General features: G+C 72.3%; 17 protein-coding genes and 1 riboswitch. Of the genes, 6 read left to right on the plus strand and 11 right to left on the minus strand.

The window, feature by feature from the left end; genetic code table 11:
• Window position 1: 1 nt before the first annotated feature.
• Entirely contained in the window at window positions 2–1,129 is a 1,128-nt protein-coding gene (locus ABT137_RS28415) for a ferrochelatase (RefSeq protein WP_351713783.1), read from the minus strand.
• 163 nt (window positions 1,130–1,292) lie between these two features.
• Between ABT137_RS28415 and ABT137_RS28420 the strand changes: the two genes are divergently transcribed.
• Together ABT137_RS28420 and ABT137_RS28425 are read left to right on the plus strand one after the other, a co-directional pair.
• Window positions 1,293–2,531, plus strand: coding sequence for an MFS transporter (locus ABT137_RS28420; RefSeq protein ID WP_351713785.1), 1,239 nt, complete (start codon window positions 1,293–1,295; stop codon window positions 2,529–2,531).
• Window positions 2,491–3,810: a D-arabinono-1,4-lactone oxidase gene (locus tag ABT137_RS28425; RefSeq protein WP_351713787.1), complete on the plus strand. Its 1,320-nt coding sequence runs from the start codon at window positions 2,491–2,493 to the stop codon at window positions 3,808–3,810. The genes ABT137_RS28420 and ABT137_RS28425 overlap by 41 nt, the downstream gene beginning before the upstream one ends.
• Here ABT137_RS28425 and ABT137_RS28430 read toward each other — a convergent pair.
• Window positions 3,734–4,549 (minus strand): hypothetical protein, encoded by an 816-nt coding sequence (locus tag ABT137_RS28430; RefSeq protein ID WP_351713789.1) that lies wholly within the window; start codon window positions 4,547–4,549, stop codon window positions 3,734–3,736. The two genes, ABT137_RS28425 and ABT137_RS28430, sit on opposite strands and share 77 nt — an antisense overlap.
• Window positions 4,550–5,020: 471 nt before the next feature.
• Between ABT137_RS28430 and sepH the strand changes: the two genes are divergently transcribed.
• Complete coding sequence (gene sepH, locus ABT137_RS28435) at window positions 5,021–6,058, plus strand: septation protein SepH (protein WP_351713791.1); 1,038 nt, start codon at window positions 5,021–5,023, stop codon at window positions 6,056–6,058.
• Window positions 6,059–6,115: 57 nt separating this feature from the next.
• Here the strand turns inward: sepH and ABT137_RS28440 are convergent, their stop codons facing one another.
• Window positions 6,116–6,958, minus strand: a complete 843-nt coding sequence (locus ABT137_RS28440) for a sulfurtransferase (RefSeq protein ID WP_351713793.1) — start codon at window positions 6,956–6,958, stop codon at window positions 6,116–6,118.
• Window positions 6,959–7,271: 313 nt separating this feature from the next.
• On the opposite strand from ABT137_RS28440, the gene ABT137_RS28445 reads away from it, so the two are divergent.
• A complete protein-coding gene (locus ABT137_RS28445) occupies window positions 7,272–8,075 on the plus strand; it encodes a VOC family protein (RefSeq protein ID WP_351713795.1) in 804 nt (267 codons plus the stop codon).
• Window positions 8,076–8,133: 58 nt separating this feature from the next.
• Here ABT137_RS28445 and ABT137_RS28450 read toward each other — a convergent pair whose 3' ends face one another.
• Together ABT137_RS28450 and ABT137_RS28455 are read right to left on the minus strand one after the other, a co-directional pair.
• Window positions 8,134–8,334, minus strand: a complete 201-nt coding sequence (locus tag ABT137_RS28450; protein WP_351713909.1) for a hypothetical protein — start codon at window positions 8,332–8,334, stop codon at window positions 8,134–8,136.
• 26 nt (window positions 8,335–8,360) lie between these two features.
• Complete coding sequence (locus ABT137_RS28455) at window positions 8,361–9,122, minus strand: SDR family NAD(P)-dependent oxidoreductase (RefSeq protein WP_351713797.1); 762 nt, start codon at window positions 9,120–9,122, stop codon at window positions 8,361–8,363.
• 344 nt (window positions 9,123–9,466) lie between these two features.
• Between ABT137_RS28455 and ABT137_RS28460 the strand changes: the two genes are divergently transcribed.
• Window positions 9,467–11,437: a helix-turn-helix domain-containing protein gene (locus ABT137_RS28460; protein WP_351713799.1), complete on the plus strand. Its 1,971-nt coding sequence runs from the start codon at window positions 9,467–9,469 to the stop codon at window positions 11,435–11,437.
• Between the two features lie 66 nt (window positions 11,438–11,503).
• On the opposite strand, the gene ABT137_RS28465 is transcribed toward ABT137_RS28460, so the two are convergent.
• The 4 genes from ABT137_RS28465 to ABT137_RS28480 form a co-directional block, all read right to left on the minus strand.
• Window positions 11,504–12,154, minus strand: coding sequence for a thymidine kinase (locus tag ABT137_RS28465; protein ID WP_351713801.1), 651 nt, complete (start codon window positions 12,152–12,154; stop codon window positions 11,504–11,506).
• Between the two features lie 47 nt (window positions 12,155–12,201).
• Window positions 12,202–13,395: an alkaline phosphatase family protein gene (locus tag ABT137_RS28470; RefSeq protein ID WP_351713803.1), complete on the minus strand. Its 1,194-nt coding sequence runs from the start codon at window positions 13,393–13,395 to the stop codon at window positions 12,202–12,204.
• Entirely contained in the window at window positions 13,395–13,982 is a 588-nt protein-coding gene (locus ABT137_RS28475) for a DUF5998 family protein (RefSeq protein WP_351713805.1), read from the minus strand. Before ABT137_RS28475 ends, ABT137_RS28470 begins: the two co-directional genes overlap by 1 nt.
• 133 nt (window positions 13,983–14,115) lie before the next feature.
• Window positions 14,116–17,010, minus strand: a complete 2,895-nt coding sequence (locus tag ABT137_RS28480; RefSeq protein WP_351713807.1) for a bifunctional acetate--CoA ligase family protein/GNAT family N-acetyltransferase — start codon at window positions 17,008–17,010, stop codon at window positions 14,116–14,118.
• Between the two features lie 176 nt (window positions 17,011–17,186).
• On the opposite strand from ABT137_RS28480, the gene ABT137_RS28485 reads away from it, so the two are divergent.
• A complete protein-coding gene (locus ABT137_RS28485) occupies window positions 17,187–17,468 on the plus strand; it encodes an HPr family phosphocarrier protein (protein ID WP_351713809.1) in 282 nt (93 codons plus the stop codon).
• A gap of 207 nt (window positions 17,469–17,675) precedes the next feature.
• On the opposite strand, the gene ABT137_RS28490 is transcribed toward ABT137_RS28485, so the two are convergent.
• Both ABT137_RS28490 and ABT137_RS28495 read right to left on the minus strand, forming a co-directional pair.
• Entirely contained in the window at window positions 17,676–18,371 is a 696-nt protein-coding gene (locus ABT137_RS28490) for a GntR family transcriptional regulator (protein ID WP_351713812.1), read from the minus strand.
• A gap of 220 nt (window positions 18,372–18,591) precedes the next feature.
• Window positions 18,592–19,347 (minus strand): M23 family metallopeptidase, encoded by a 756-nt coding sequence (locus tag ABT137_RS28495; protein ID WP_351713814.1) that lies wholly within the window; start codon window positions 19,345–19,347, stop codon window positions 18,592–18,594.
• Window positions 19,348–19,359: 12 nt separating this feature from the next.
• Window positions 19,360–19,523, minus strand: a riboswitch (cyclic di-AMP (ydaO/yuaA leader).
• Window positions 19,524–19,576 lie beyond the last annotated feature (53 nt).

The following is a 19,576-nucleotide window of genomic DNA, read 5'->3' on the forward strand; positions in this document are numbered from 1 at the left end:
CTCACGCGTAGGGGCTGTCGGCGCCCGCGGCGGCCGGGCGGGGGGCGCGGGCCGGGCAGCAGCCGACCGGGCAGAGGTTGTGGCTCGCGCCGAGCGTGCCCAGGGCGCACGGCGTGACCTCCCGCCCGCTCTCCGCGGCGGCGCGCTCCAGGACCAGCTCGCGGATCGCGGCGGCGAACCGCGGGTCGTCCCCGACGGTCACGGACCGGCGGACCGGCAGACCCAGCTCCCCGGCCTTGGCCGAGGCCTCCGTGTCGAGGTCGTAGAGGACCTCCATGTGGTCGGAGACGAAGCCGATGGGGGCCATGACGACGGCCGGGACCCCGGCGCCGTGCAGTGCCTCCAGGTGGTCGCAGATGTCCGGCTCCAGCCACGGGATCTGCGGGGCGCCGGAGCGGGACTGGTAGACGAGCCGCCAGGGGTGGTCGATGCCGGTGCGCTCGCGGACCGCGGCGGCGATCAGCTCGGCGACGTCCAGGTGCTCCTCGACGTAGGCGCCGCCCTCGCCGTGCGTCTCGACCGGCCCCGAGGTGTCGGCGCTCGCGGTCGGGATGGAGTGGGTGGTGAAGGCGATGTGGGCACCCGCGCGGACGTCCTCGGGGAGGTCGGCGAGGGATGCCAGCACCCCGTCGATCATCGGGTCGAGGAAGCCGGGGTGGTTGAAGTAGTGCCGCAGCTTGTCGATCTTCGGCAGTTCGAGGCCCTCGGCCGCCAGCGCGGCCAGCGAGTCCGCGAGGTTCTCGCGGTACTGGCGGCAGCCCGAGTAGGAGGCGTAGGCGCTGGTGGCGAGCACCAGGATGCGGCGGCGGCCTTCGGCGACCATCTCACGCAGGGTGTCGGTCAGGTACGGCGCCCAGTTGCGGTTGCCCCAGTAGATCGGCAGGTCCAGGCCGTGCTCGGCGAAGTCCTTGCGCAGGGCGTCCAGCAGGGCGCGGTTCTGGTCGTTGATCGGGCTGACCCCGCCGAACAGGAAGTAGTGCTGCCCGACCTCCTTGAGACGTTCCTTCGGGATACCGCGACCGCGCGTCACGTTCTCCAGGAACGGGACCACGTCGTCCGGGCCTTCCGGGCCGCCGAAGGAGAGCAGGAGCAGGGCGTCGTAGGGGGTGGCATCGAGCGCGTCTGACATGTGCCGATCCTGCCACCCGGCACTGACGGCCCGGAAACAGGAGCGTGAAGAGTCGGATTCGGGAGGTTTATCCCCGGTGCCGGGCGGGTGCAACACGGCGGCCCCAATCGTAAGCTGTATCAGCCGCAATCACGCCTTACTCGCACATCTGTCGGAGACCCCTGTGCCCAGCCCCTATCGCGCCCTGTTCGCCGCCCCCGGCAGCAAGGGCTTCTCCGCCGCGGGCTTCGTCGGCCGGATGCCGCTGTCCATGATGGGCATCGGCGTGGTCACGATGATCTCCCAGCTCAGCGGGCGGTACGGGCTCGCGGGCGCACTGTCGGCCACCATGGCGCTGTCCGCCGCGGCGATCGGGCCGCAGGTCTCCCGGCTGGTCGACCGGCACGGCCAGCGCCGCGTCCTGCGCCCCGCGACCCTGCTCGCGCTCGCCGCGGCGGCCGGGCTGCTGCTCGCCGCCCACTACGGGGGGCCGGACTGGGTGCTGTTCGGGTGCGCCGCCGGGATCGGCGCGGTGCCGAGCCTGGGCGCGATGATCCGGGCCCGCTGGGCCGCCCTCTACCGGGGCACCCCGCAGCTGCACACCGCCTACTCGTTCGAGTCCGTCGTCGACGAGGTGTGCTTCATCGTCGGGCCGATCCTCTCCATCGGCCTGTCCACGACCTGGTTCCCGGAGGCGGGCCCACTGCTGGCCGCCTGTTTCCTCGCCGCCGGCGTCTTCTGGCTGACCGCCCAGCGGGCCACCGAGCCCGAGCCGCACCCGCGCGGCCACCACGGCGGCGGTTCGGCGCTGCGCGCGCCCGGCCTCCAGGTACTGGTGGCGACCTTCGTGGCCACCGGAGCCATCTTCGGGGCGGTCGACGTGGTGACCGTCGCCTTCGCCGACGAACGCGGCCACAAGGCCGCTTCCAGCGTCGTCCTGGCGCTCTACGCGGCGGGTTCCTGCGTGGCCGCAGCGGCCTTCGGGCTCATGCGGTTCGGGGGAAAGCCGGAACGCAGGTGGCTGCTGGGCATATGCGCGATGGCCGTGAGTATGATCCCCCTCCTACTGGTCGGAAACTTGCCGCTTCTGGCCGTGGCGCTGTTCGTTGCGGGCCTGTCCATCGCACCGACGATGATCACGACGATGTCCCTCATCGAAAAGCACGTACCTCGCGCGAAACTCACCGAGGGCATGACCTGGGTGAGCACCGGCCTCGCGGTCGGGGTGGCGCTCGGCTCCTCGGTCGCCGGCTGGGTGATCGACGCGGCCGGCGCCCGTGCCGGGTACGGGGTTCCGGCCGTGTCCGGGGCCGTCGCGGTCGCGGTCGGTTTCCTCGGGTACCGCCGGCTCAGCAGGCCGGTCACGGGTCGGGGAGGCACCGTTGAGCAGTACAGCGAGCGGGAAGAGCGGCACGTGGCGTAACTGGGGAGGGAATGTCACCGTCCGCCCCGCGCGGGAGGTCATGCCCGCCTCCGTGGACGAACTGGCGGCGGCCGTACGGCAGGCGGCCGAGGACGGCCTGAAGGTGAAGGCGGTCGGCAGCGGCCACTCCTTCACCTCGATCGCCGCGACCGACGGTGTGTCGATCCGCCCTCAGCTGTTGACCGGCATACGCAACATCGACCGTAAGGCCATGACCGTCACGGTCGAGGCCGGCACCCCGCTCAAGAGACTCAATGTGGCCCTGGCCCGTGAGGGCCTGTCGCTGACCAACATGGGCGACATCATGGAGCAGACGGTCTCCGGGGCGACCAGCACCGGCACCCACGGCACCGGCCGGGAGTCGGCCTCACTCGCCGCGCAGATCAGGGAACTCGAACTGGTCACCGCCGACGGCTCGGTGCTCACCTGCTCGGAGAAGGAGAACCCGGAGGTCTTCGCGGCCGCGCGGGTCGGCCTCGGCGCCCTGGGCATCGTCACCGCGATCACCTTCGCGGTGGAGCCGGTCTTCCTGCTCACGGCCCGCGAGGAACCGATGTCCTTCGACCGGGTGCTGTCCGAGTTCGACCAACACAGCACGGAGAACGAGCACTTCGAGTTCTACTGGTTCCCGCACACCGCGTCGACCAACACCAAGCGCAACAACCGCAGCGCCGGACCGGCACAGCCGGTGGGGCAACTGGCCGGCTGGTTCGACGACGAGTTCGTCGCCAACGGCCTCTGGCAGGCGGTGAACATGGTCGGCCGCGCGGCGCCCGCGACCATTCCCTCCATCGCGCGGATCTCCACCCGCGCCTGGTCCGCACGGACCTACACCGACATCCCTTACAAAGTCTTCACCTCGCCCCGCCGGGTGCGGTTCGTCGAGATGGAGTACGCCGTTCCGCGCGCGGCCCTGGTGGACACGCTGCGGGAACTCAAGGCCATGGTCGACCGTTCGGACCTCAGGATCAGCTACCCGGTCGAGGTCCGTACCGCCCCCGCCGACGACATCGCCCTGTCCACCGCGTCCGCCCGGGACAGCGCCTACATCGCCGTGCACATGTTCCGGGGCACGCCGTACCAGGCGTACTTCACCGCTGCCGAGCGCATCTTCACCGCGCACGAGGGCCGCCCGCACTGGGGCAAGGTGCACACCCGGGACGCGGACTACTTCGCCGAGGTCTACCCGCGCTTCGGCGAGTTCACGGCGCTGCGGGACCGGCTCGATCCGGACCGGCTGTTCCAGAACGACTATCTGCGGAGGGTTCTGGGGCAGTAGCCGCGGAGTCGCCGGCGGAGTCACCGGGCGTGGGGGCCGTGCTCGGCTCCCCGCTCGCGGACCCGCTCGGTGCCGGGGCAGCTGTCCCGTCGCTCCCGGGGGTACGCGACGCCCCCGGGGAGGACGACGGCGACAGAGTGGGCGAAGCGGCCCTACCGTCACCGGAGTTCGCGCCGGAGGAACCCGAAGTGCCCGGAGAATCCGTGGCGTCGGAGGAACCGGAGATGCCGGACGGCCTCGACGACGTGGCGTCGCCGGTGACCGCGCCGCTGACCGTCGTACCGGAGCCGCCGCTGAAGCTGTTGCCGGAGACCAGTTCGTAGGCCGTGATGCCGGCCATGGTCACCATGAACACCAGAGCGGCCGCGACCAGCGGGCGGCGCCGGGTCCGCACCCGGGCGCGGTAGACGGTCCCCTCCGTGAACTCGCCGGACGCCGGGGGCGCTTGCTCCCGGGGGCGCGGGGTTCTGGGGCCGGTCACCGCCGCGTCCCGGAACTGTTCACCGGTGCGCCTGAAGAAGTGCTGGAACACCGAGCCGCCGCAGGTGGCGATCGCACTGACGACTCCGGCGCCGAGGATCGTCCCGTACACCCCGAAGTAGGACGCGAGTTTGGCGGCCACCACCGCGGCCACCGCGCTGCCCGCGACCTGGGGCACGCTGAGGTCGATCCGCTTCGAACTTCCCTTCACCTCCTCCCCCGTACTGGTCTCGTCACCGGAACCGGGCCTTTCACGCATTCCCTAACCTTGCCTACCCTTCCCGCACTTGTTCGATCGACTGCATAAGAAAGGGACGTACGGACGAAACCATTAGTTCCGTTTCTGAGGATTGCGTGAAGTACGCCACGTTCAAGATCGCCCGATACGGGCAAACAACGGCCGGGGAGCGGTTGTTGCCAGAAGTTGGGCGGCGCGCCAATCCACGCACGTGGCCCGAATGGAGTACTGTTGCGAACCCTGGGTCCGGTCTCCCGCCAGGGCGTCCGAGGCCTTGCAGGACCGCCGGGAGGGGGCTAGTTGCACAGGGTGACGGAGTTGGTCACTTAGCGTTGCGAATAGGTAACCGTGCCATAACGGCGGTGCAGGGCCCGTGCCCGACACGCCGGGCAACTCGGCAAGGTTGTGGCAGGCTGCACCCGGGCAGGCCACACTCGACTAGCGGAAGCAGCGACGCACGTGACGTCGGCAGGCACCACCCGGGAGGTCCCCATGCCCGAACTGCGTGTCGTGGCCGTCTCCAATGACGGCACACGGCTGGTGCTCAAGGCTGCCGACTCTACGGAGTACACCCTTCCGATCGACGAACGGCTCCGTGCCGCCGTACGCGGCGACCGGCCCCGGCTCGGCCAGATCGAGATCGAGGTCGAGAGCCATCTCCGGCCCCGAGACATCCAGGCGCGGATACGAGCGGGCGCGACGGCCGAAGAGGTCGCGCAACTCGCCGGGATCCCCGTCGACCGGGTGCGGCGCTTCGAGGGTCCGGTACTGGCCGAGCGCGCCTTCATGGCCGAGCGGGCCCGCAAGACGCCGGTCCGCCGGCCCGGCGAGAACTCCGGGCCGCTGCTCGGCGAGGCCGTGCAGGAGCGGCTGGTGCTGCGCGGTGCCGAGAAGGACACCGTGCAGTGGGACTCCTGGCGCCGCGACGACGGCACCTGGGAGGTCCTGCTCGTCTACCGGGTCGCGGGCGAACCGCACTCGGCGAGCTGGACCTACGACCCGCCGCGGCGGCTCGTCCAGGCGGTCGACGACGAGGCGCGCTCGCTGATCGGCGAGTCCGACGACCTCGCCGTACCGGAGCCCAGCTTTCCGTTCGTGCCGCGCATCGCGCGGCTGCCGCGCGACCGGCCGCTGGACCGTCCCGGCGACCGGGACCGCGAGCGGCCGAGCCTGCCCGCGCAGTCGTCCGATCCGGTCGAGGAGACGACCGGCGAACGGGACTCGCTGACCAGCCTGCTGGAGGCGGTGCCGAGCTTCCGGGGCGACATGGTGGTCCCGGAGCGCCCGGTGGAGGTCCCGGAGGAGCCCGCTCCGGAACCGGCCGCGGAGGAGCCCCCGGCCCCGGCGGCCTCGGCCGGCTCCGCCTACGCGGACGTCCTCATGCCCCGCTCCGTCGGCAGCCACCGGGACCGGCTGATCGGTGCCACCGACCGCCAGGCCGAGGCCGACGGCGTCCGCCCCGGCCGCCGGGCCGCCGTGCCGAGCTGGGACGAGATCGTCTTCGGGACCCGGCGCAAGAAGCAGGAGTAAGAGACCGAAGCAGGTGCAGGGAGGGGGCACGCGCGCGTGCCCCCTCTTTCTGCTGCGCTACTGCGGGTCGGGGCCGACCGCCACCGGACGGGACGGGTCGGCGGACCACTCCGACCACGAACCGACGTACAGCGCCGCCGGAATGCCCGCGACGGCCAGCGCCAGCACCTCGTGGGCGCCGGAGACGCCCGAGCCGCAGTACACGCCCACCTCGGCCCCCTCCGAGGCGCCCAGGCCCTTGAAGCGGTCACCGAGTTCGGCGGCGGGCAGGAAGCGGCCGTCCGGGCCGACGTTCTCGGTGGTCGGCGCCGACACGGCGCCCGGGATGTGGCCGCCGACCCGGTCGATCGGCTCCACGTCACCCCGGTACCGCTCCCCCGCGCGGGCGTCGAACAGCACACCCGAGCGGGCCAGCGCCGCCGCCCCGTCCGCGTCGAGCAACTGCCCCGCCCCCGGGGCCGGTTCGAAGTCACCCTCGGCCGGTTCGGTCACGTCAGCCGAAAGAGCGCCCGTCCAGGACGGCAACCCGCCGTCGAGGACCCGCACGTCCGGGTGACCCGTCCAGCGCAGCAGCCACCAGGCACGCGCCGCCGCCCAGCCCTGTCCGCCGTCGTACACCACGACCGGGCGGCCCGCCGACACCCCCGCGCGTCGCATCGCCGCGCCGAAGACGGCCAGGTCGGGCAGCGGATGCCGGCCGTTCCCGCCGGGCGGCGAGGCGAGTTCACCGTCCAGGTGCACGTAGACGGCGCCCGGCAGATGCCCGGCCGCGTAGGCCGCCCGGCCGTCGAAGGGCGGGGTGCCGGGCGGGGTCAGCTGCCAGCGGACGTCCAGCAGGACGGGCGGGTTCGGCCCGGTCAGGTCGTCGGCGAGTTCGGTTGCGTCGATGATGGCTTCCATGGCCCCATCCTTACGCCAGGGGTGGCCGCATCGTCCAGGTACGACTACTCTGCTCGGCCGGACAGGCTCGATCACCGGGCGTACGGGATCGGGCACATGCTGTACAGCCGATGGACACCCCACGGCAATCGGCCGGAAACGGGCGAGAAACGGCAGACCAGGCATCCTCGCGGCGAAGCCGCCCCTCGGCCGTGGACGAAGGGCGCCACGGAGGGTGCGAGCATCGGCACGGAGCGTGCCCGCGGCTGCGGCACAGCCGGTCCGGAGAGCGGAAGCGACACGGCCACCGCGAGGGGCCGAGGAGAGAGTGACGATGACCGAGGTACGGGGATCGGCGGGCGCGAACGGCGGCACGCCCGCTCGGCGCGCGCCCGGCACCCCCTGCTGGGTGAGTCTGATGGTGCACGGCTTGACCGCGACCGAGGAGTTCTACGGAACCCTGTTCGGCTGGGAGTTCGAGCCCGGCCTCCAGCAGCTCGGCCCGTATGTCCGGGCGCTGCTCGACGGGCAGGAGGTCGCGGGCATCGGACAGCTGTCGCCGGACCTGCATCTGCCGATCGCGTGGACGCCGTACTTCGCCTCGGACGACGTGGACCTGACGGCCGAGACGGCCCGGCTGTGCGGCGGCACGGTGGGGGTCGGCCCGCTGGACGCGGCCGAGGCCGGACGGCTGGCCATCGCCTCCGACCCCTCCGGCGCGGTGTTCGGCATCTGGCAGGGCTCGGCCCATCTCGGCACGGCCCTGACCGGCGTGCCGGGCACACCGGTCTGGGACGAGCTGCTCACCTTCGAGACGTCGAGTGTCGCCAAGTTCTACGAGACAGTGTTCGGTTACGAGGAGGAGCCGGTGGTGTCCGCCGACTTCGACTACGTGACCCTGCACGTCGGGGGCCGCCCGGTGGCCGGCATCCACGGCGTCGGCCTCTCGCTGCCGCGGGACCGGGGGCCGCACTGGCTGACGTACTTCGAGGTGGCCGACGCGGACGCGACCCTGCGGGAGGTCGCCGAGCTGGGCGGGCAGGTGCTGAAGCCGGCCCGGGACAGCGCGCACGGGCGGGTCGCGACGGTGGCCGACCCGGAGGGCGCGGTCTTCTCGGTGATCGAGAGCCCGAGCTGAGCCGGCGCCGGAGCGGGACGGTGCGCGTCCGCCCGTCCCACACCACGGTGACGCCGGGTCAGTGCTTACGGCACTTGCCGACGTCGATCCGTACGATCTGCGGGTCGTGGTCGCCGGCCTGGTCGGCGAACTCGGCGAAGACGGTCTGGCCGTGGAAGACGAACTCGCCCACCAGCGGCCTGCGGCTGTCGTCCCAGGCGTCGCTGGTCGGGTCGATCCGGCCCGGGGAGCAGGTGAGCCGGGCGCCCTCGCGCGTCACACGGAACGGCGGGGTGGTTGGCGGGATCAGCTGGTGACGCCGCCGTCGACGACGAGGTCGTGGCCGACGACGAAGCTCGACTCGTCGGACGCCAGCCACAGCACCGCGTTGACGATCTCGTCGGTCGTCGCGACGCGGGCGATCGGAACCGTCGTGGCCAGCCGGGCCGCGCGATCGGCGTCGCTCTCCCCCGGACGCAGCGACATGCCGGTGTCCGTGGCGCCGGGGCTCACCGCGTTGATGCGCACGTTGTCCCTGATGTGGTCCAGCGCGGCGACCCGGGTGAGGGTGCTCACGGCGGCCTTGGACGCGGCGTAGGCGGCCATGCCGGGGCGGCGCCCGTGGTACCCGATGTTGGACGCGGTGTTGACGATGACGCCGCCGCCGTGGGCCCGCATGTGCCTGATCTCCTGCTGCATGCCGAGCAGGACGCCGTTCAGGTTGACGTCCAGTACGGACTGCCACGTCGACAGGTCCAGGTCGGCGACCGGGGCGGGCCTGCCGAAGACGCCCGCGTTGTTGTGCGCGACGTGCAGGCCGCCATGGCGCTCCACCGTGGTGCGCACCAGGCGTTCCATGTCCTCGGGCCGGGTGACGTCGGCGACGACGGCGCCGGCCGTGCCGCCCTCCTCGCCCACGATCCGCACGGTCTCCTCGATGGACTCCGGCCGGGCTCCGGCGGCGACCACGGTGGCACCCTCGCGGGCGAAGGCCCTGGCGCTGGCCCGGCCGATGCCGGCTCCGGCCCCGGTGACGATGACGACCTTGTCCTTGAAACGGGCGGTCATGGGGGGGCTCCTTGGCACATGGCGTAGGTACATGTCGTGTCGCAGGTACATGTCGCGGGTGCATGTCGTGACGGAGGGGACATCAGGGTGCCCGCACGATCGGCGTCCCGCCCCCGACCTCCCGTTCCGTGCGCCGCTCGTGTCCCCGCTCTCACGGGCCCCGGCCCGATCCTTCCGCGGCAACCCCGGCGGGCGACAGGTGATCTGACCACACATCCGGCCGGGGAGAGAGGTGACTCGGCCACCACCGGTGCGCGCACGCGGGCGAGCGCGGACGGCGGTTGCCGCCGCAGGTCCCCATGTTTAGGCTCTCTAAGGAGCTATTTGCTTGATCACGGGGGAAGATGGTGAAGGGTCTGGTGCCGGCCACCTCACCGGATGCGATGTCCGTGCTGGAACTGCTCGCCGAAGGGGCTCCGGCAGCGCGGTTCGAGGAACTGCTGCGCACCGCCCGGGACGAGGAGCTGTCCGACGAGGCCCTGGCGGAGCTCGACCAGGCCGTCCGGCTGGCCTCGTCCGTCCAGGCCCGGGTCAGCCACGCACAGCAGCGGGAGGCCGGGCTCGCCGCGCTCGTCGACGCCGCCCACGACCTCACCCTGGTGCACGGCATGGACGCGCTCCTGCACGAGACCGCACGACGGGCCCGCCGGCTGCTGAACGTCGACATGGCCTACATCGGACTGCGCAACGCGGACGACGAGAGCCGGGCCTCCGCCATCCGCGCGGCGGAGGGCGAGACCACCTCGCGCAGCGTGGGCCTGGAGCTCTCCGACGACTCCGGCCTCGGCGGTCTCGTCCAGCGGACCGGGGCACCCGCCTGGAGCCCCGACTACCTGACCGACAGGGACATTTCACACTCCCCCGGCATCGATACCGTCGTACGGGCCGAAGGTCTGCACGCGATCCTGGCGGTTCCGCTCGGCTACGGCACCACGGTCTTCGGCACGCTCTACGGCGCCGACCGGAAGGTGCGGTACTTCACGCCGGACGAGATCAGCCTCCTGCGCTCGCTCGGCAGGCTCGCGGGCGTCGCCGTCGAACGCGCGCGGCTGCTGGAGGAGACCCGCGCCGAGGTGACCGAGCCGGCCCGGGACACCTCCCGCGCCAGGAGCAGTCTCGACGTGCAACGCCGCGTCGAGGCCGCCTACATCCGGCTGATCGACCTGGTGCTCGGCGGCTGCGACCCGCAGACCCTCGCCGAGGCGGCGGTCAGGGAGCTGTCGGGGGCGATGGTCGTCAGGGACTGCCTCGGCCGCAAGGTCGTCGTGACCGGCACACCGCCCGAACTCGCCGAGTCCGACATGCTCAGGTGGACCTACGACGCGCACGCCGCAGGCTGCCCGGTGCCGATGTCCGGGGGCGGCTGGGTCGCGCCGGTCACGGCCGGCGGCGAGAACCTCGGCACCGTGCTGCTGGTCCCCGACGAACCGCTCACGGACGGCTTCGGAGTGCGATTGCTCCAGCTCACCGCGCGGGCGGTCGCCCTCATCCTGTTGCTGCAGCGCACCTCGACGGTGGCCCACGACCAGATCCGTGACGAGCTGTTGGAGCAGCTGCTCGGCGACGTCGGGCCGCAGCCGCGCCATCTGGTCGCGCAGGCCCGCCGGCTCGGCCTCTCCCTCGACGAAGCGCATGTGACGGTGGTGGCCCGGCCCGAGGGAGGTCCGGCGGGCCGGGCCGCCGCGTGGGCCTCGTCGTACGCCCATCGCACGTCCGGGCTCGCGAGGTTCCGGGACGGCCGTGTGACGCTGCTGGTCCCCGGCGAGGACCCGCTCGCCGCGGCCACCGCCGTGTCCGCGGAGCTCGCGCCGGTCGTCGGACATCCCGTCACGGTCGGGGCGGCCGGGCCGGTATCGGGCCCGGGCCATGTGGCGCAGGCCCACCGCGAGGCCCTCAGCTGCCTGGAGGCGCTCGTCGAACTGGGCAACCTGGGCGGTGTCGCCACCCCGCGGCAGATGGGCTTCCTCGGCGTCCTGCTCTCCGAGACCCACGGCATCGGCGACTACATCGAGACCGTGATCGGTCCCGTACTGGACTACGACGCACAGCGGTTCACCCAGCTGACCCGGACCCTCGACGCCTATTTCGCCTCCTCCGCCAGCCCGACGCGCGCGGCGGCGAGCCTGCATGTCCACCCCAACACGGTGTCCAGGCGGTTGGAGCGCATCGCCGAACTCCTCGGAGCCGACTGGCTGGAACCCGAACGGGCCCTGGAGATCCAGCTCGCCCTGCGGCTGCACCGCACCCGGCGCACCCTGCGGCACCGGCAGGCGCATGCCGGGGCGGCAGGGAAGACCGGCGGTGCCGGCCCCTGAACGAGCGCCCCGCGACGTCGCGGACGCCCACCTGCTCGCCGATCAGCAGCAGCCGGCAGCCGGAGGTCAGTCGGAGGTCACCGGCAGAACGTCCGGCGAGAGCGCGCCGGCGTGGGCGGAAGCGCTCGTCACACGGCGGCGGTGGTGGCGTCGGCACAGCACCTCGTAGCCGACGTCCGCCGCGGGACTGCTCACGTCACCGACGACGACCTGCTCGCCCTCCACCACCATCTCGCCGCCCACCGTGCGGGCATTGTGCGTGGCACGCGCCCCGCACCAGCACATCGCCTCCACCTGGAGCGTCTCCAGGCGGTCCGCCAGCTCGATCAGCCGCCGCGAGCCGGGGAAGAGCTTCGTGCGGAAGTCGGTGGTGATGCCGAAGGAGAAGACGTCCAGGCCCAGGTCGTCCACGACCCGCGCCAGCTGGTCGATCTGCTCCGGCTCCAGGAACTGCGCCTCGTCCACGATCAGGTAGTCGACCCGGCCGCCGTGCGAGACCCGGTCGACGACATGGGCGTACAGATCCATGCCCGGCACCGCCTCGACCGCGTCGGTCACCAGTCCGAGCCGCGACGAGAGCTTCCCCTCCCCCGCCCGGTCGTCCCGGGTGAAGATCAGCCCCTGCAGCCCCCTCGCCGACCGGTTGTGTGCGATCTGCAGCGCCAGCGTCGACTTCCCGCAGTCCATCGTTCCGGAGAAGAACACCAGCTCGGGCATGGGAAGTTGAGCACCTTTCGGTCAGTGGTGGGGGCAGGGGCAGGGAGTCAGGAGCGTACTTCGAGCAGCGGCACGAGCTGCTCGGCGGGGGTCATCGAGCCGTGGTTGCCGACCATCGCCGACTCCTTGGGCTCCCGCTCCGAGGCGATGATCAGGACGTCGTCGTGCGCGGCCGCGACCACGTCGCCGATCCGGTCGTAGACCCGCTCGTCGAACCGGTCCGGCGGGCCGAACCAGCCGGCCGCGATCGCCTCGTCCCGCGAGGCCACCCAGAACTGTTCGCCGAGCACCTCGCGCCAGCAGGTCAGGACGTCGTTCGCGGCGCCGGGCACCGCGTAGACGTGCCGGGCCCGGCCCTCGCCGCCGAGCAGGGCGACGCCTGCCTTCAGCTCCCAGTCCTCGTCGAAGTCGATGCGGTGCTGTTCGTCGAACGGGATGTCGACCATGCCGTGGTCGGCGGTGACGTACAGCGCGCTGCGCGCCGGAAGCTGCTCGGCGAGCCGCTGCACGAGCCGGTCGACGTGCATGAGCTGGCCGCGCCAGGTGTCGGAGTCCACGCCGTAGCGGTGCCCGGCGCCGTCCAGTTCGGCGTAGTACGTGTACACCAGGGCACGGTCGGCTGCGGCGAGCTGCTCCGCCGCGAGGTCCATGCGCTCCTCGCCGGTCAGCCGCCCGTGAAACGTTCCGCCGCTGAGCGCGACCTTGGTGAGGGGGGTGTGCTCGAAGTGCGGGGAGGAGACCTGGGCGGCGTGCACGCCGGCGTCCTGGGCGAGCTGGAAGACGGTGGGGTACGGCTGCCAGGCGGTCGGATCGGTCCAGGGCTGCCAGCGCAGCTGGTTCATCAGCTCCCGGGTCTGCGGGTTGCGGACCGTGTAGCCGGGCAGGCCGTGGGCGCCCGGGGGCAGGCCGGTGCCGACGGAGGCGAGGGAGGTCGCGGTGGTCGCCGGGTACCCGGCGGTGAGGGGCCGTCCGGTGCCGCCGCGCGAGCTGCCGAGCAGCGAGGTGAGGAAGGGCGCCTCGTCCGGGTGGGCCTTGATCTGCTCCCATCCCAGACCGTCGATCAGGAAGACGCAGTTGCGGTCGGCGGGGCTCAGCTCCGTGATCGACGCGGTCATTCCGGGTACGGCCATGCCCGCCGCCAGGGTGGGCAGCAGGTCGGCGAGGGAACCGCTGCCGTACTCGGGCAGCGGCGCGGAGCCGAGGGCGAGGGGTTCCGGATGGTCCCAGGCGGCGTACGCCATCAGTGGGTGACGTCCGCGGTCGCCTCGGAGATGGCCTGCGCGAAGGCGAGCGCCTGGCGCACCGTCTCCGGGCCGTCCCCGGCCTCGCTGACCCGCAGGCTGAGGTCGTCCGCTGTGGAACTGCCTGTGTAGCCGTGGTCGGCCTCGCAGTTGGGGTCGCCGCAGGCGGCGGGCTCCAGGTCGATGCGGGAGACGGCGCCCCAGCCGATGGTCAGCACGATCTCGCGGGGCAGGGTGCCCGGCGTGTACTGCTCCGGGTTGGCCACGACCCGGCTCACCACGACCGACGAGATCCGGCCGAGCTTGACCGACTCGGTGGAGGTGGTCGCGTACGGCGTCGGGGAGGTGCTGTCGGCGGCCTGCTCGTCGGTGTGGCTGACGATGAAGCGGTTGCCGGTGAGGACGAGCACGGTCACGTGCCGCCGCACCTCGTTCTGGTCGAACGTCGTCTCCTGGTGGACCAGGTACGACCGGATCGGCTCGCCGCCGATGGCGGCCTCCACCGCCTCGGCCACGAGGGCCGGGTAGTAGCCGCTGCGCTCGATCGCGACACGCAGCCCCTGGGTCGTCGTACTGGTCTTGGCCATGGCGTCCATCTTAATCCGTGGGCAGGGGGACCCGGGCCAGTCGTGCGCGGCGGCGTCCGATGCCACCGCGGTCGCCCGCGGCCGCGTCGAACGCCGCCGAGGAGTGCGGGCGTTCGTCTCGGTCGGTGAGCGGTCAGTAGGCGGGCAGGGTGCGGGGGCCCAGATCGTCGCGGACCGGCGGTGGCGCGAGGCGCACGGTGGCCCCCAGGACACTCACGCCCTGCCGGGCGACCACGACCGGTTCCAGGGTGACCGCGACGACCTCGGGATGGTCGTCGACCAGCCGGGAGACCCTGAGCAGCAGCTCCTCCAGGGCGGGCGTGTCGACGGGGGCCGAGCCGCGCCAGCCGAACAGCAGGGGCGCGGTCCGGATCGAACGCACCAGTGAGGTGGCGTCCCGGTCGGTGACCGGAACCAGCCGGTGCGCCATGTCCCCGAGCAGCTGCGAGGCGGCCCCGGCGAGGCCGAAGGACACCACGGCCCCGGCGGCCGGGTCGATCACGGCGCGTACGACGGTGTCGACACCCCGGGGCGCCATCCGCTGCACCACCGGCCGCAGCTCCTCGGGCGGCCCGAACAGCTCGCTCAACTCGGCGTACGCGCGGCGCAGTTGCTCCTCGTCCGCCAGGTCGAGCCGGACGCCGCCCAGGTCGGCGCGGTGGCGCAGGTGGGGGGCGGTGGCCTTGAGGGCGACGGGGTAGCCGACAGCACGGGCGGCGTCGACGGCGGCACCGGGGGTGGGGGCGGGCAGTGCGCGGTGCACGTGGATGCCGTACCTGCCGAGGAGCCGGCAGGTCTCCTCGACGCCGATGGTGAGCCCCTCGCCGCGTTCGAGCAGCGCGCCGATCAGCTCGGCGGCGCCCCTCTCGTCGATGTCGTCGTACTCGGGCACCTTCCCGGGCTCGGCGGCCTCCCGCTGCCACTGCGCGTACTTCACGGCCTCGGCGAGCGCCCGCACGGCCCGCTCGGCGGCGGGGTAGGCGGGGATGAGGCGGGAGTAGGGGTGGGCGGGGGACTTCGGAGGCGGGGCGACCGCTTTTACCTCGGTGGGCAGTCGTTCCGCAGGGCGATGGGGGTCCCGCCGCTCGAGCGAAGCCGAGAGCGGGGGAGGGTGGACACCGCCTGCAGCGCCGGGTGCCATCGCACTCACGGCGGGTGCGGTACGGCCCGCAGCCGAAAGCGCCTCCGCAAGCCCGCCGAGCTCCACGTGCACCACAAGCACCGGCTTCCCGGGAACCTCTTCGGCTGCCGACCTGAGCGCCTCCGCAAGCTCCGCGTCCCCCACGGCCCCCTCCCCGATCGTCGGAATCGCCGTGACGACCACCGCGTCGCACGACTGGTCGGCCAGCGCCTGCGACAGCGCCCGGTGGAAGTCCGCGGCACTCGCCCGCGTCGTCAGGTCCAGCGGCCGGGCCGGCCGCAGCCCCTCGGCCAGGCACCGGTCGTACGTCAGCAGCCCGAGCGACTCCGAGTTGCCGAGTATCGCCACCCGCGGCCCCGCCGGCAGCGGCTGCCGCGCGAGCAACAGCCCCGCGTCGACCAGTTCGGTGATCGTGTCGACGCGGATCACCCCGGCCTGCCTGAGCAGCGCGGACACCGTGGCGTGCGGCAGCCGCGTGGCCCGTACCGCGTGGCCCGGCGGCGCCTGCCCCGCGCCCTGCACCACGACCAGCGGCTTCGCCGCCCCCGTCCGCCGCGCGAGGCGGGTGAACTTGCGCGGGTTGCCGATGGACTCCAGGTACATGAGGACGACGTCGGTCTCGGGGTCGTCGTACCAGTACTGGAGGACGTCGTTGCCAGAGACGTCCGCGCGGTTGCCGGACGAGACGAAGGTGGAGACGCCCGTGGTGCCGGTGACGCCGCCGCCGCGCCGGTGCAGCCGGGAGAGCAGGGCGATCCCGATGGCGCCGGACTGGGCGAACAGGCCGATGCGGCCGGGGCGGGGCATCTCGGGTGCGAGGGAGGCGTTCAGCCGGACGCCGTCCGCGGTGTTGATGATCCCGAAGGCGTTGGGGCCGATGATGCGCATGCCGTACGTGCGCGCCCGCCGGACGAGCGCGCGCTGGCGCTCGCGGCCGTCGGGGCCGCTCTCCGCGTATCCGGCGGCGAGGACGACGAGTCCCTGGACGCCGTGCTCGCCGCACTCGGTGACGACCTCGGGCACGTGCCCGGCGGGTACGGCGACCACCGCCAGGTCGACAGGGCCGTCGATGTCCCCCACGGAGCGGTGCGCGGGCACCCCGTCGATCTCCTTGAGGTCGTCCGGGAAGGCCTGGTTCACGGCGTGCAGGCGGCCGGTGAAGCCGGCCTCCCGGAGGTTGCCGAGGACGCTGCGGCCGACCCCGCCGGGCGCACGGCCGACGCCGATCACGGCCACGGAACCGGGCGCGAGGAGGCGCCGTACCGAACGGGCCTCCGCGCGCTGCTCGCGGGCGCGCTGCACGGCGAGGGAGCGGTCCGTGGGCTCCAGGTCGAACTCCAGGCGGACGACACCGTCCTCGAAGCTGCGCTTCTGGGTGTAGCCGGCGTCCATGAACACCTTGATCATCTTGGTGTTGGCGGGCAGCACCTCGGCGGCGAAGCGGCGGATCCCGCGCTCGCGCGCGACGGCCGCGATGTGCTCAAGGAGGGCGGAGGCGACACCCCGGCCCTGGTGGGCGTCCTGAACGAGGAAGGCGACCTCGGCCTCGTCGGCGGGCGCGGAGGCGGACGTCCCGTCGGGGCCAATGCGGTCATAGCGTACGGTTGCGATGAACTCGCCGCCGATGGTGGCCGCGAGTCCCACCCTGTCCACAAAGTCGTGGTGCGTGAAGCGGTGGACGTCCTTGGCGGAGAGCCTGGGGTAGGGCGCGAAGAAGCGGTAGTACTTCGACTCGTCCGAGACCTGCTCGTAGAAGCTGACCAGGCGCTCGGCGTCATCAACGGTGATGGGCCGGATGCGCGCGGTACCCCCGTCGCGCAGCACCACGTCAGCCTCCCAGTGGGACGGGTACTCGTGCCGGTCCTGCGGGTCCGCCGGGGTCTGCATGGGCCCCAGAGTACGGCTCGCGTCCGACAACGGCGCGAGGCAGTCTGTGGAGGACGGACGCCGGACCGAGGCCGCGGTCCGACGACACACCCGGAGGGGCTCACGTCCCCTCCGGGCATGCTTCACGATGTGGGAAACTGGTCTAGACAACCCTGAACACCGAAGGGCAGCATCACATGGCTGAGCGCCGCGTCAACGTCGGCTGGGCCGAGGGCCTCCACGCCCGCCCCGCTTCCATCTTCGTCCGAGCCGCCACGGCCGCAGGCGTCCCGATGACGATCGCCAAGGCCGGGGGCAACCCCGTCAACGCGGCCTCCATGCTGGCTGTCCTGGGGCTGGGCGCCCAGGGCGGCGAGGAGATCGTCCTCGCCTCCGACGCCGAGGGCGCGGACGCCGCTCTCGACCGCCTGGCCAAGCTGGTCGCCGAGGGTCTCGAGGAACTCCCCGAGACCGTCTGAGCGACCTGCGCCCGCACGTCCGGGGCCGCGCCACTCCCACGGGGGTCGGCGCGGCCTCGTCGTTTCCCCGCCGCCCGTACCGGGCCGTCCGTCATGTGCCGCAATTCCCACACGTTAGGAGCGCGACCGCGAATTCCCGGCGCGCGTGAATTCGGGCAGCGAAAATACGCCCCGCCGAATAACACCTCTTTGTATACGGCGCGCGTGTTAATGCCGCAGGCCCGACATGTTTACGGGGTGTTGCGAAGTCCTCACACCGTTCGCCCGTTCGGCGGCACCGGGAAAGCGCAGCCGATGGGAGACCGTCGAGCGCTCGGTGTGCAGGGCCGTGACCGCCCGGGCGCGGTCGCCGTCGCCGCGCGCCACCGCGTCCACGATGGCGCCGTGCTCCGTCCAGGACTCCACGGGGTTGGCAGGCGTCTCCACGGTGTACATCCAGGCGATCTTGTGGCGCAGCTGGGTGAGTGTCGAGGTCAGGGCGTGGCTGCCGGAGGCCTGCGCAAGGGTCTCGTGGAACCAGCCCCCCAGGGAGCGCAGGTCCTCGCTGTTGCCCCGCCTGGCCCGCTCCTGCCCCAGCCTGACCAGTCCGCGCAGCACCTTGAGGTGGGCCTCGGTGCGGCGCTGGGCGGCCCGGGAGGCGCCGAGCGGCTCCAGGAGCATGCGCATCTCCAGCAGGTCGGCGGCCTCCTGCTCGGTCGGTTCGGCGACGCAGGCGCCCGCGTGCCGGCGCGTCACCACGAAGCCCTCCGCCTCCAGGGTGCGCAGGGCCTCACGGACGGGGACGCGCGAGACCCCGTAGCGGCGGGCCAGGAGTTCCTCGGTGAGCCGGCTGCCGCGCTCGTAGACACCCGCGACGATGTCGTCCCGGATCGCCGTGCATACCGAGTGCGCCGGAATACGCATGACCGACCTCCGCCTTAATCCCCGTGAAACGCCGCCGAGTGACGCCCGTTCCGTGACTCTATTGCAATGAGCCGGAATTTCCGACGGGGGGCCGGAATCCAGGGATATATTTTGGACAGTGGGGGCACGAAAACGACGAAAGCCCCGGCACTGAGGCCGGGGCTTCGCAAGATCTCACCGGATGTCGTTCGAGCTTCGCCCGGAGTGAGATCGGCTCGCGTCAGACGTTCACGCCGTGCTTGCGGAGGTAGGCGACCGGGTCGACGTCGGAGCCGTACTCGGGGGTCGTACGGGCCTCGAAGTGGAGGTGGGGACCGGTCGTGTTGCCGGTCGCGCCGGAGAGGCCGATCTGCTGGCCCGGGGTGACCTTCTGCCCCACCGAGACGCCGATGGACGAGAGGTGCCCGTACTGGGTGTACATGCCGTCGGCCATCTTGATGACGATCTCGTTGCCGTACGCCCCGCCCCAGCCGGTGGAGACGACCGTGCCGGTGCCGACCGCGTGCACGGCCGTGCCGCTCGCGGCGTGGAAGTCGATGCCGGTGTGGGCGCCGGAGGACCACAGGGAGCCGCCGGTCTTGTAGCCGGTGGAGACGTAGGAGTCGCTGATCGGTGCGACGAAGGTGTTGAGGCGCTTGCGCTCGGCCTCGCGGGCGGCACGCACCTTGGCCGCGCGCTCCTTCTTGGCCTGCTCCGCGGCCTTCTTGCGGGCGACCTCCTCGGCCGCCTTGCGCTCGGCGACCGCCTGCTGGGCGGCGGCCTGGGCGTCGATCTGCTCGGCGACGGAGTCGCTGATCGTGATGACCGGGGTGAGGCCGGTCTGCTCCACGGAGTTCTCGGCGGCGAGCGCCGGGGCGGCGGAGACGGTGCCGACGACACCGGTGGTGGTGAGGGCCGCGATGCCGGCGGCCTGCGCGGTGGTGCGCTTCACCCGGCCGGGACGACGGTGCTTCCCGGAGGCGCACATGAACGCCATGTAGAGGCTGGTCCTTTCCTTCCCTCTCGCCTACCGGGTTAGCTGACGGGTTCGGAGCAGGAAGGTCTCCTACGGGCCCCCTCACGACACGCGCGGGCGCCCGATTCACCCCAGGGACTGCGTGGGTCCCCGGCTCCCCTGGCTCGCGCCGTACGGGGACTCGGCGATGACTGTCCGGTGCCGCGGACGCGGCGCGATGCCTGACGGACAGCCCGGAAGAACCTACGAG

Source organism: Streptomyces sp. NPDC001980 (genome assembly GCF_040296885.1).
Taxonomy (GTDB): domain Bacteria; phylum Actinomycetota; class Actinomycetes; order Streptomycetales; family Streptomycetaceae; genus Streptomyces.